General features: G+C 40.6%; 8 protein-coding genes. 6 read left to right on the top strand and 2 right to left on the bottom strand.

The window, feature by feature from the left end:
* Positions 1–41 precede the first annotated feature (41 nt).
* Positions 42–1112 carry a glycosyltransferase family 4 protein gene (locus MTO98_RS14955; protein ID WP_243487428.1) on the top strand — a complete coding sequence of 357 codons (1071 nt, stop codon included), beginning with the start codon at positions 42–44 and terminating at the stop codon, positions 1110–1112.
* Complete coding sequence (locus tag MTO98_RS14950; protein WP_243487427.1) at positions 1113–2588, top strand: oligosaccharide flippase family protein; 1476 nt, start codon at positions 1113–1115, stop codon at positions 2586–2588.
* On the opposite strand, the gene MTO98_RS14945 is transcribed toward MTO98_RS14950, so the two are convergent.
* The gene (locus tag MTO98_RS14945; RefSeq protein WP_243487426.1) at positions 2585–3739 is read right to left on the bottom strand and encodes an acyltransferase; all 1155 of its coding nucleotides are present in this window, start codon (positions 3737–3739) and stop codon (positions 2585–2587) included. The genes MTO98_RS14950 and MTO98_RS14945 overlap by 4 nt on opposite strands.
* Before the next feature lie 288 nt (positions 3740–4027).
* Positions 4028–5971: a hypothetical protein gene (locus MTO98_RS14940; RefSeq protein ID WP_243487425.1), complete on the bottom strand. Its 1944-nt coding sequence runs from the start codon at positions 5969–5971 to the stop codon at positions 4028–4030.
* A 488-nt stretch (positions 5972–6459) separates the two neighbouring features.
* On the opposite strand from MTO98_RS14940, the gene MTO98_RS14935 reads away from it, so the two are divergent.
* From MTO98_RS14935 to MTO98_RS14920, 4 genes are all read left to right on the top strand, one after another.
* Positions 6460–6846 carry a hypothetical protein gene (locus tag MTO98_RS14935; RefSeq protein WP_243487424.1) on the top strand — a complete coding sequence of 129 codons (387 nt, stop codon included), beginning with the start codon at positions 6460–6462 and terminating at the stop codon, positions 6844–6846.
* A 229-nt stretch (positions 6847–7075) separates the two neighbouring features.
* Positions 7076–8530 (top strand): TolC family protein, encoded by a 1455-nt coding sequence (locus MTO98_RS14930; RefSeq protein ID WP_243487423.1) that lies wholly within the window; start codon positions 7076–7078, stop codon positions 8528–8530.
* 22 nt (positions 8531–8552) lie between these two features.
* Positions 8553–9737, top strand: coding sequence for an efflux RND transporter periplasmic adaptor subunit (locus MTO98_RS14925; RefSeq protein ID WP_243487422.1), 1185 nt, complete (start codon positions 8553–8555; stop codon positions 9735–9737).
* Positions 9738–9784: 47 nt separating this feature from the next.
* On the top strand, positions 9785–13039 hold the full coding sequence (locus tag MTO98_RS14920; protein ID WP_243487421.1) for an efflux RND transporter permease subunit: 3255 nt from the start codon (positions 9785–9787) through the stop codon (positions 13037–13039).
* Positions 13040–13041 lie beyond the last annotated feature (2 nt).

Below are 13041 nucleotides of genomic sequence, written 5' to 3'. Positions count from 1 at the left end.
TTTATGAAAATTAAGCCAACACTTTACTCAATATTGAAATAATGGCTTTAGACATCGTTGCAACTACCTCTTACCTTGGTGAATATGCCGGAGCCCAAAAAGTTCTTTTAGATATCCATAACGGCATCAAACACAAGTACAATTGCAAAATATTGGGATTTATCCCCTATCAAAAAGTGCATCCCAAATATAAAATCCCCGTATCTGAGTATGTAAAGTTTGGCAACCCTTTTTATCTCAATAACAAGATACTGCTGGTACACGCCCGCAATGTTATGGCGTTGATCATGGTGATAAAACGTATCTGCTTTTTAAACACAAGGATCATATACATTGCCCATAATGTATATGACACTCATAAAAACATATCTTTTTTTCCGTACAATATTGTTTCTATCTCCAAAAAAGTTACAGAAAACCTGCTCGGGTATTTTGGACTAAAAAAAAGGAATATCACTGTTATTTATAACGGGATAAAAGATGAGGCTACTGGCAAGCCGCAAATATCATTTAAACGGGATGGTAAAATCAGGATACTATACTCCGCAAGGGTAATTGATGTAAAAAGGCAATTGCTCATTGTAGATCACCTTAAAGGCAAACTACACGCTGATATAGAAATTCTTTTTGCGGGTGACGGGCCCGACCTAACTTTATTGCAGGAAAAATGCAAAGATTCTGCAAACTTTAAGGCACTTGGTTTTGTTGACGGAGTTAACGAGTTAGTGCAACAGGCCGATTTCCTGATGTTATATTCTGTTCAGGAAGGATTGCCGATTTCTTTGATAGAAGGCACAATGTATGGAAAGCCATTATTGGTAAACGATATAGGCGGCAACCTGGAGATAGGAGTTCCGGGTGTTAACGGCATTGAGCTAACGGAAAACTGGGACATGCTGGCCAATCAGTTAAACGATCTGGCTAATCTTTCGGTGGATGATTATAAAAAAATGAGTGTTAACAGCCGGGCCAGATATGAAAAGATGTTTACCTACGAGGCTATGCTGAATAACTACATCGCGCTTATCGATTCATTGCAGCCGCAATCATCGTCAAAAACCTATCAGAATAATTCCGGTAAACACATCAAAAACGTATACACAGCTGAGTAAATGAACATCACTTATAATTCAGTTAAAGCTAAAATTTCCGGCTTGTCTCAAAGTTCACTGTTCAAAAACAGCAGTTGGGGGATAATTTCACAAATGTCGCAAACGGTGTTTCTGAGTTTGTTTTTTGTGATCCTGGCCAGGATGTACCCAACAGGCATATTTGCTAAATATATTGTTGCCAATGCGATATATCAATTGGTAACAGCATTCTCAACTATGGGCCTAAGCCAGTGGTTTATAAGAGAATATATGCATACCGAAGATAAGCCTACCATGATCAGTAAGTTCATAAAAATGCAGATCTATTTCGGGCTTATATTTTATGCAGTAAATATTGCTATGGCCTTTTTGCTTTATGGCGATCAGTTTACCCGAGTGCTTATTATTTTAATGGGTGTTAACGTAATTTTCGATAACCTGATAAACGGCATAAAATCATTAAACATAGCCAACTTTGAGCAAAAGAAAACCGCCATTATCCTCACAATCGAATCTGTTTTGAAGTTTGCAGCCGGCTGCGTACTATTGATATATCCGTTTTCCATTATAACCCTGTCCGTAATACTCATTGCTATTCGTTTTTTAACGCTTAACTTATTCCTCGTTATCGGGTCATCAAACATGATTACCGTAAAAACACTTTGGCGCTGCTCGGTTAGCTACCTTGACCTCAAGGCTATGGTTATTATGAACTGGGCATTTGTTATTATCGGCGGGGTATCCATCATCAACTGGCGCATGTCAAATATTATCATTTCAAAAGTATTAACTGCTTTTGATGTAGCCAATTATGAAATTTCATTTAAGATATTTTCGATAGCCCAGATTTTACCTGTTGTTATTTCTACTTCTGTATTTCCGTTATTGGTAAAACATTATTCCAAGCCCGATAAAGCGGATTTTTTTGCTTTTTATAAAAAAGTACACGTTTATTATTTACTATTCGGCTGGCTGGCCTATACCTTTATTTATTCGTTTTCTGATAAGCTGATCCCGATTGCTTTTGGCAACACTTACCTTAACAATGCCGAGTATACACGCCAGATGTTTTTAACAATCCTGGTTTTCCCTACAGCATTACTCCAGGCCAATGTTTTAATAGCCATGAAAATGGAAAAACAAGATATGTTGTTTAACATCATTGCGCTTATCGTAAACCTGTCGGTGTGTTTGCTGGGCGTACTTTACATTAAATCGTTAAGCGTGGTGAACTATTCCATTTTTGTATCATTCCTGGTATTTCATATCTCGCAGGATATTTTACTGCTCGGCCGAAAAATGGTTACGTTGCTTTCGGTTGCCAAATTTTATGTAATTTCTGCTGCATTTATTGGCGGGTATATATTGTTGAGCAAAGTAGTTAACCCCTATATATTGTTTACGTTAACCTGGGCAATAACATTGGCCTTTACTTTCATGGGTAACAGATTTCAATATGCTAAGCCGGCTTTATTAAGTAAAAGCGTGGGCCGTTAAGCGGTCTTATCGTCGGTTGAGAGTATCTTACTTTTCGTAAAGCCAAACAGATTGGCTTGCTTTATCCAGGCTATCTGTTTTTCTGGCTTTCGGAAGCTAAACAGCCACCAAAAATTATATCGTAAACAAAAGTTATAGAAAAAGATTGGCAGCACTACTCCGGCCGACCAGATAACCAATAGCAATAACGGCAGATTGGTAATATGAAAAACTCCCATCATAACCGTACGTACAACTGTCATTACTATTATCTGCACACAGTATATATATAGGGAATGGTAGCCAACGATTCTGAGAAAATTTAGAATACGTAGCTTTTGAAGAAAAAAGGAACAGTTTATAGATAGTGCGCACCCGATAATGGCCTGCAAAAAGAAAATATAGTGGCTGTTTATCTCTACGTTACGGATACCAAAATCTGATGGTTGCAGGTTTATAGGCGTACAATAATATTGTATAGCAATAAACGCAATAAACAGGGGGACAAAAAATTTCCATGAAGTGTATAATTGCATTTTTCTGTCATCCAGCATCAGTTTCGACAGCAGGTCGCCAAGTGCAAAAAACACATAATACTCAAATATATCGGTAAACAGCCCGGCTTTTAGCTGGTACATGAGTGGGAACAGGGCATATAACACAACCCCAATGCAAAACTGTACCATGGAAGGCAGCTTTAATTTCACATGCAAAAATGCGTACAATACACCAATGCAATACAACGCGTTGAGGTACCAGAAAATCCCTGTCCGCCGCGGGTTGATGATCAGGTTAAGATAATCAACAGGTGTGTAACCGTTATGCGTAAACCTGTTCATGACAATCTGCAATGAAATCTGTATTACGCCCCATACCAGCAATGGGTATAAAATGTTATTACCCCGGTCTCCGATGTATGCTTTTAAGCCTTTTTTATTCAGGCTTTTTACAATTAGCAATCCTGATATGATAAAAAACAGGGGCATCCGGAAACCGTATAAAAATACGCCTATATAATTCAGAAATGGGTACTGATCAAGTGCCAGTCCATGATCTTTCAATGTTTCGTAACAATGGCCGTAGGCAACAAGTATAATACTTATTCCCTTGTCGTAGTCTATCCAGGGCCACCTTTTTTGGTTTTGTATAAATCGGGTGTTAAATGGATCCATGAAAAAAACTGATACTTTTTGTTTGGAAGAGTTTAGACGCAATCATATATCAACACAATTCAAACATTTAAAAATTGTTTGTTTTTTGCGAAAACTAATTACCGAAGCACAGAAAATTAAATATTTATACCATACAAGAAATTACCCTTCCTGTTGATATAGAAATACTGCTCTCAAATATTCTCAACTCCCCATCCTTACTAAATCAAAAACGCTATAAAATTCATTTATAGCGTTTTTGATTTACTGATAAAAAATCAGCCTATGCTTTCATTTGTTCTTTAAGCTTCATTTAATCCAGTTTACTTCCTCATTTGCCGATAATTCAATTACAGCAGCCGGTCCTGTACTCTCTGTTTTTGACTTCGTGACAAGCTTAAATTTCTTTTCTTTAAAAACAGAAGATAAGTCGACTTCAAAACGGCGTGGTTTGTCAGAAAGATTTTTTAGCTTGAAACCTTTTGAAGTAATTGTATAGCGTATATTATACAATGGATTAGTAAATTCAATTGTCCCGGCCCCGCTTACCTTGGGTTTAATACTCAAATCGGCATTTAATGTATGCTGGATGCCTAAATAATTATCTATAAGCACTGATGTGTAAACACAAGGGTATTCATAATACATATCGGCCCCATGCCAATCTTTATTATCAACATAATATACATGGTTCATATCATATCTTTCGCCCATGTAATATGAATCTTTAACAGCTTCAGCGGCAACCGTTTTAAGTTGCTTAGAGAGCATATCGTTGTTATTGAGCCATTTCCAGTATGAAGCATCCCACCACCAGTAACGCCCGGCTGCGCAAAGATCATAAGGGCCGCCATCACCTATTTCGTTTTTATCGTACCCTGCAACATCTGCCGATATAAAACTCGGGAACCTTTGAAATTCGGCCAGGTTTGAATTGACCAGTTTAGCTACAGCCTGTGTTTGAGTTTCGGTTGTATATCCGAATATAACCGGCAAAATATTGGCTAACAAATGTATGTGATTGTGCTTTACCCCGCTTCTATCCACCCAATCAACAAACCTTTGTTCCTGCTCATCCCAAAATCCTTGTGGCAATGGCTTAACCAATTGCTGTGCAATTTTTTTTGAGATCCCGGTATAGTAATCTGACTTATCTCCCCGGTGCAAAATATTTTCCATTTGCGCCAGCAGTTGAAAGGTATAAGCAGCCAATGCGCCAGACATGGTTTCCCTGCCATCCTTCATTACCTGATCCTCATAATATACATCAGACCAAACACGCCCATATTGATCAGTGTTTGCGATGGTCAGCGCAGCAGCCTTTTCAAGATTTTCGATGTTTTTATTTAACCATACGGAATCCTTGGTGGCTTCAAAGTAATGAAATGCTTCCTCCTGGATTTCCATATTACCCGTTAGTAAAAACATATTGGCATTTACCTTATTGTTTTGACTATTTCTGCGAATGTGATATTCACGCTCCCCGCTGGGCTGAACAGAACATGGATCCCTAAACAGGCCTTCAGGATCATCCTGCATTAATTTAAATTGAAGCTCCATCATTCGCTTCACAACGTCAACATCCAGGTCGGAAGCAAAGGCAAGCCTCCCTTTTATTTGAAATTCGTGATCAACATCAGGATAAGAGCCGGCATAGGCTTTTGGATTTAGCGTACTAATTACGTACCCGCTTGAGTAAGGGTAGTTTTTTGCTTTAGTTTTTTCTATCACCGATTGTAACATCGTTCCCCAGTAAAAACCAGCCAAAGTGTTTGCGAGGGCATCGCCATCTTGTATGTTGATGGTATAACGATTATTAAAACAATCGCTATGCGGGCGGGCTTCAGTTGTATACAGCTCAAATTTTTGAGAATACACATTAACCTTTAACCGGTAATTTTCTGAAACAGCGGTAACCGAGTCGGAGCCTGATAACTTGATCAGATACGCCTTATCTTTTGAAAGTGCATCTTGCGGCAGTACCCACAAATTCGTATTAGCGCTAATTTTGCCGGAAGCATCATTTAAAGGTAAAACGTACCATTTATTGTCTGCACGATTGATACCAACGCAGGTATGTGTTTGAAAAACCAGTTCAACTGGCTTGTTGCTTTCCCTGGCAGTCACCGCCAAATAGCCTTTTGCTGCCTTGCTGGTAGCATTTACGCTATTCAGCAAAATACCCGAAGATTTAATTTGGGCATAAGTTGTATAACCATTTAATAAAAAGAATGCGATTAAAAGTTTTCTCATATAAAAAATAAATTGGGGGGCAGTCTAAAGCTTTCCATAACTTAACAGGCACTGCTAATGCAGTGGCTATATTGGCCATAAAGGAAATTAATGTCAACTTAACAGGTTTATTCGGTAACGAATATAATCGTTTATCTCCATCTGCAAAAATTCACATAAATACTCCTCTATCCGATGGCATAAACATGAAACATCCTATATAGACAATCAATAGTAAAGCAATTTTTACAACGGCAAGAAATAAAACTTACTATTATTGCAGAGCAAAGAATATTTGAACAGGGAAACAAACATAGTTGCGTTAAAACAACTCTTATGCGCCCTTAAAGATGCGTTTGGCACTCAGGGCAGTGTTTAAATTGCAATGTTGGCAAAGAATAAAGTATTCTTATTTGCACAATAAATCAGAGCTTTCATGTTTGTACTGAAATAGTTACAGAACATTATTGATTGCAATAGGTACTACAATTAATTAAAATTCAATCAGGGTGAACCGGTTTAAAAATATCGTCGATCAGTTAATAAATATGCTTGTAGTTGCGGCATATTTATTTATCTCATTAACGCATATCTTTTTTTTACCCAATCTTAATAAAGAGGCTATAAAGCTCAAGGCCTTAATTAATAACGAGTTTATTCATAAAAACCGCAGCCAAAGTAACGGTACGTCGGCGGCACATCATGGCATCCGTTCGGTTATTGAAAGTAAACGCAAAATACTGGTACCCAAAACAACCGCCTTTACTCCCCTGCTTGCTTTTATTTTCAGCGCGATAACTTTATTATTTTTAGCAAAAAGGCGCGAAATCTATTCAGGCCCGGGTGATATCTCCTATCCCGGTGTTTACCTTAAGCTACGCAGATTAAGGATCTGACCACCGCCTCTTGTGTATGGTCTGCCAAATTTTGTACAACTAATATAGGTTTGGCCATACTTCATTGCGCGAATTTTCGCGTGTTCATCTAATCATATTTAATCAATGTAACGCTCAAGCAGGACTTGCTTATTGAAGTTGCCGTAAATAATGGCGCTCCGGTAAATAGCCCTCGCTATACGTCAATGCATGCGGATTAAAGTCAATTCTAAATAAATATCGGTTAATAATGAAAAACATGTTTTTCAGCATGCACTTAGTACGCACCTGTTTTTTTGCTGCGGCTATGTTGTGCCTTATATCACTAAATACTTCAGCACAAATCAACAAAAAGCAGTTCCCTGCTCCCGATCAAGTACCAGACACGGGTAAAGTAGGTTTCCCTGTTATGCCACTTACGGCAGACACCGGGCAATCGTTAACCTTAAGACAGTGCATCGATTATGCCTTAATTCACCAACCCGCATTAAACCAATCACTTATCAACACGGATATAGCCCATACTACAAACGCTATTAATTTAGCGGCATGGTTGCCACAGGTTAATGCCAGCGGCAATCTTATTCATTATATACAGCAACCCAATAACAATATTTCAACCAATACGGCTAACGGATCAGCAACGGGAAGCACTACCGGCACACCCATCCGCAGTAATTATGTCAATACATTCATTCCCGAATTGTCCGTTTCGCAAGCAATTGTGAGCCCGGGACTATTGTATGCTGCCAAAAGTGCGCCCTTGCTTGTAAAACAAGCAAAGCAGGTTACAGACAGTACAAAAATTTATCTGGTAACATCGGTCAGTAAAGCTTTTTATAATGTACTGCTCACCCTACAGCAAATCAACGTATTAAAAGAGGATACTACAAGACTTGGCAAAAGCCTGCGCGATGCCTATCATCAATATAAAGGTGGCATTGCCGATGAAACAGATTATTTGCAGGCAACTATCACGCTTAGTAACTCAAAAACGCAATTAAAACAGGCCAAAGAAAACCTTGTTCCGCAGTATGCCGCTTTGAAGCAGTTGATTGGATACGAGCCTGAAAAGCAATTTAATGTAAGTATCGATACCGTGCAAATGATGAACGACATCCGTATTGATACCGGCGAACGGCTGCAATATGAAAACAGGATTGAATATCAACAAATTCAAACCCGTAAAGACTTGCAGGCGCAACTTACCAAATATTATAAATACGCCTTTTTGCCTACAGTATCCGGCTTTTTTAATTATGGGCTGCAATTTGCCAATAATCATTTTTCTGATCTGTTGTCAGGCTCAAATCCAAGTTCATCGGTAGGGTTATCACTCAGCATCCCCATTTTCACCGGGTTTGCACGCACACATAGCATACACAAGTCACGATTGCAGGAGCAGTTGATCAACTGGGATGAAAAAGACTTAAAGCTTGGAATATATAAGCAATATACCACAAGCCTGGCCAGCTATAAAAGCAACCTGTACAGTTTCCAGGAGCAGCAAAAAAACGTGGGCATGGCAAAACGAGTATACTTTGTTGTGAACCTGCAATACAAGCAAGGTGTTGTAGCCTACCTTAATGTAATAACCGCCGAATCAAATCTCATTACCGCAGAAATAAATTATACAAACTCATTGTTTCAACTGCTGTCGAGCAAGATAGACCTGCAAAAGGCAATCGGTAATGTTACTTATTAATGCTAAAGAAAATATAATCTCCATGAACAAAATATCATTAATTACCAGCTTTATCAGCATACTTATCCTGGGTGCATGCAAACAAAAACAGCCACCCGTTAATTCCGAAATACCGGTTAATTTACTAAAGGTTAAAGCGAAGAATGTACTTTATTACGATCAGTACCCTTCTACTACCGCGGCCCTAAGCCAGGTTAACCTGCTGCCACAAGTACAGGGGGCTATAACCGGTATATTTTTTACTGAAGGTACACATGTAGAAAAAGGACAAAAACTATTTGAAATAGACAGGCGCATATACCAGGATAATTACGACGCCGCCGTAGCTAACCGAAAAGTTGCCGAAGGCAGCCTGACCCAGGCACAACAGGATGCCGACAGGTATGAATATTTAAACAAGTACAATGCCGTTGCCAAACAGCTTTATGACCATGCGGTTATCACATTGCAAAATGCACAAAACCAGTTAAGCGCATCTGGTCAGGCTGTAAAAACGGCTAAAACTAACTTAAACTACGCTACGGTTTATGCACCTTTTAGCGGTACGATAGGTTTTAGCCAGGTTAAACTGGGCGATGTGGTAAATGTTGGTTCAACTGTATTAAACACCATTTCGACAGATGACCCAATGGCAGTTGACTTTGTAATAAACGAAAAGCAATTACCACAATTTGAACGCCTTCAGCAAACCAAAAAACAGGGTGTGGATTCTCTTTTCACACTCTTACTGTCGGATAATTCACTTTACCCTGTAAACGGGAAAATTTCAGTTATTGACCGCGCGGTTAATCCGCAAACCGGCTCAGTAACGATAAGGCTTGTGTTTGCTAACCCTAAACGTATGTTGAGAGTTGGTATGAGCTGTATTGTGCGGGTACATAACCAGGAGGCAGGCCCTCAGCTACTGGTGCCGGGCAAAGCGGTAATTGAGCAAATGGGCGAATATTTTGTGTTTACCGCCAAGGATAGTTTGGTCAACAACCCAAAAGCAGGAGCCGACTCTACCAAAAATAAAATATCCAGGCTTTTTGCCTTGCAAAAAAAGGTTCAGCCGGGACAAACTATTGGGGCAAACATGATCATTAAAAGCGGCATTGCAGCCGGAGAACGTATAGTAGTTGATGGTGTACAACTGCTGCGTAATGGCGTGCCGATAACAACTGCTAATAAAGCAGCCCCATCGGCAGGTGGTAAAGGCGGCCGTTAATTGCCGCAAACCAACAAAACACTTTTAATTTATTCAGGACAACATTTATGATAGCAAATACCTTTATAAAAAGGCCTGTAACGGCGATAGTAATATCCATTGTATTGGTGATTACAGGTACGGTATCCATATTGCTTTTACCTATAGATCAATACCCAGATATTACACCGCCCATTGTACAGGTTAATGGCCAGTTTACCGGGGCCGACGCCCAAACGGTTGAACAAACCGTTGCCACCCCTATTGAAGAACAGGTAAATGGTACACCAGGAATGGAGTATATGCAAAGTAACAGCACCAACAATGGTCAAATGACTTTGAATGTAACTTTTAAGCCCGGTACCGATATCGATGTGGCCGCGCTTGATGTTCAAAACAGGGTTAGCATAGCCACGCCGCTACTGCCGGCTGTGGTAAGCCGTTTGGGGCTTACCGTACGTGCAGTTAACCCAAGTATGCTTATGATGGTGGCCATATACGCCCCTAAAGGCACACATAACATTACCTTCTTAGATAATTACACTAATATTTTTATCCAGGATGCTTTGTTACGGGTGCCGGGCGTGGGAAGTATAAACCGCTTTACCGACGATTTTAGCATGCGCATCTGGATGAACCCGGACAAAATGGCCTCATACAGCCTGACTCCTTCTGATGTTATTGCTGCCCTAAACGCACAAAACGTACAGGTGGCAGCAGGAACGGCAGGTGTGCCGCCGCAAGCTTCAACCCAAACCTACGAACTGGGTATCCTGGTAAATGGCCGGTTAAGTAAAGTATCTGAGTTTGAAAAGATAATTGTAAAAACCATACCTGCAACCGGCCAGATGGTTTACCTTAAAGATGTAGCCCGCGTTGAACTCGGTAAGTTTACTTTCTCAAGTAATTCTTTTGTCGATGGCCATAAAGCGTCATATCTGCAAATATACCAGGCACCCGGCAGTAACGCACTTGAAACTGCCAATGGAGTATACGCCGCCCTCGCCAAGCTGAAACAAAACTTCCCGGCCGATGTACAGTACCAGGTACCTTTTGAATCTGTTACGGTTGTAAAGGTATCCATGAGCGATGTGATAGGCACGCTCTTAAAAACATTGGCGCTGGTTGCCGTAGTTGTATTTGTGTTTTTACAAAACTGGCGTTCAACACTCATCCCGGTACTTGCAATACCTGTATCTATATTTGGTACGTTCTGCTTCTTTATACCGCTTGGCTTCACCATTAATACCTTAACCATGTTCGGGTTTGTGTTAGCCATTGGTATTGTGGTTGATGATGCCATTATTGTGGTTGAGGCTGTGCAGCACTATATCGATCATGAACATATGTCTGCGAAAGAAGCCACCTATACTGCCATGAAGGATATTTCGGCTCCGGTTATCGCTATTGCGCTTATATTGGCCGCAGTATTTGTGCCGGTAGGTTTCATACCTGGCATCGTTGGCAGCCTTTATCAGCAATTTGCTATCACTATCGCCATATCTGTTATCATATCGGCTTTTATAGCTTTATCGTTAACGCCGGCCCTTTGCACGTTGTTGCTCAAACCCTCGCCAATTAACAAGGAAGCAAAAGGTATCAATAAATGGTTTTTTGTTTTTAACAATGTATTTGAACGAATAACCAGCCGCTACACCCTTGGCGTACAAAAAAGCATTAAGGCATCACGCCTGGTTATCATTATACTAATATGTATTTGTGCAGGTGCTTACTTCCTTTTCCAGGGTAAACCATCGGGTTTTATACCTTCTGAAGATGACGGAAACCTATACGTCACTTTTCAATTGCCTCCGGCTTCGTCTACTGCCCGTTCGGTTGAAGTGATGTCGAAATTAATGAAGGTAATTGGTTCCACACCCGGAGTTGCGCATTACGCTGCACTATCGGGCCTTAACGTTGTTACCAATGCAAGCAACTCTAATAACGGCACCATTTATTGTCAACTTGCACCCTGGGACGACAGGAGTAAAACAAGCGAGCAGGTACCCGGAATTATAGGCGTACTGCAAAAACGCATTGCCGACGCCGGTATAAATGATGCCAACGTTGAGGTGATCCAACCTTCGCCCCTGCCAGGCATTGGTACAACAGTTGGGTTTAGCTTGCAGATAGAGCAACGCAGTACTACCGATAATTTGCAGGCATTTGAAAAAGTGGTAAACAACTTTGTAACCGAAGCCAACAAAAATCCGGTAATTAAAAAAGCCTTTACTTTTTATACTTCGCACACCCCTAATTACAGCCTAACGGTTGACAGGGAGAAATGCGAAAAACTCGGTGTAAATGTGGCCGATGTTTTTACCACTATACAGGCGTATATGGGCAGCCTTTACATTAATGATTTTACTACTTATAACCGCACTTTTCACGTAGTTGTACAGGCAGATACGGCTTACCGGAAACTGGTAACCAACATGGATAAGTACTATGTACGCAATCAGGCCGGCGGCATGGTGCCATTAGGAACGGTTATTAGTTATAAGCCGGTTGATGCCCCGCCGCTGATCTCCCACTTTAACATCTTCCGCTCGGCCGAAATTGATGGCTCAACCAACGAAGGTTACAGCAGCGGTGCAGCAATAACCGAAATGCAGAAACTGGCAAAACGAGTTTTACCCGAGGGGTACGAATTTGAGTTGTCGGGTTTAAGTTATGAAGAAGTAAAAGCAGGTTCAACCACTATCTACATCTTTATATTTTCCCTCACGTTTGTGTTTCTCTTTTTGGCAGCACTGTATGAAAGCTGGTCTGTTCCGTTTTCGGTACTGCTGGCCGTGCCCATCGGCGCTTTAGGTGCAATCGTTGCGCTTGTAATGGTCCCAGGCCTTACCAATAACGTTTACGCCCAGATAGGTTTGATAACCCTGATAGGTTTGGCGGCAAAAAATGCCATCCTAATTGTGGAGTTTGCAAAGGTGCGGGTTGATCAGGGCGAAGAACTGATCAAATCAACACTTGAAGCCGTAAGCTTACGCTTAAGGCCTATCGTCATGACATCACTGGCATTTATTTTAGGTGTTTTGCCGTTGGTACTGGCTACCGGGGCCGGCGCTGTAGCAAGGCAAACTATAGGTTACACTGTGCTTGGCGGTATGCTTGCGGCATCAACAATAGCAATATTTATTGTGCCGGTGTTGTTTGTAGTAATAACCCGTTTTTCATACGGTGCCGACAAACTGGAATACCTGCAGGCCCATCGCGAAAGCCTGAAAGAAAAGGCTCAAAAAGTTGAAGCCCAGAATATCGATCCTGAGTTGGAATACGAGATTGCAAAATCCCGCGAATTACATAAAACTGAATAACG

Source organism: Mucilaginibacter sp. SMC90 (genome assembly GCF_022811725.1).
GTDB lineage: Bacteria > Bacteroidota > Bacteroidia > Sphingobacteriales > Sphingobacteriaceae > Mucilaginibacter.
This window is presented reverse-complemented; position numbering and strand designations above follow the sequence as displayed.

Coding starts and splice junctions, on each gene's coding strand:
- MTO98_RS14955 (WP_243487428.1), top strand. CDS start 42: ATGGCTTTAGACATCGTTGCAACTACCTCTTACCTTGGTGAATATGCC.
- MTO98_RS14950 (WP_243487427.1), top strand. CDS start 1,113: ATGAACATCACTTATAATTCAGTTAAAGCTAAAATTTCCGGCTTGTCT.
- MTO98_RS14945 (WP_243487426.1), bottom strand. CDS start 3,739: ATGGATCCATTTAACACCCGATTTATACAAAACCAAAAAAGGTGGCCC.
- MTO98_RS14940 (WP_243487425.1), bottom strand. CDS start 5,971: ATGAGAAAACTTTTAATCGCATTCTTTTTATTAAATGGTTATACAACT.
- MTO98_RS14930 (WP_243487423.1), top strand. CDS start 7,076: ATGAAAAACATGTTTTTCAGCATGCACTTAGTACGCACCTGTTTTTTT.
- MTO98_RS14925 (WP_243487422.1), top strand. CDS start 8,553: ATGAACAAAATATCATTAATTACCAGCTTTATCAGCATACTTATCCTG.
- MTO98_RS14920 (WP_243487421.1), top strand. CDS start 9,785: ATGATAGCAAATACCTTTATAAAAAGGCCTGTAACGGCGATAGTAATA.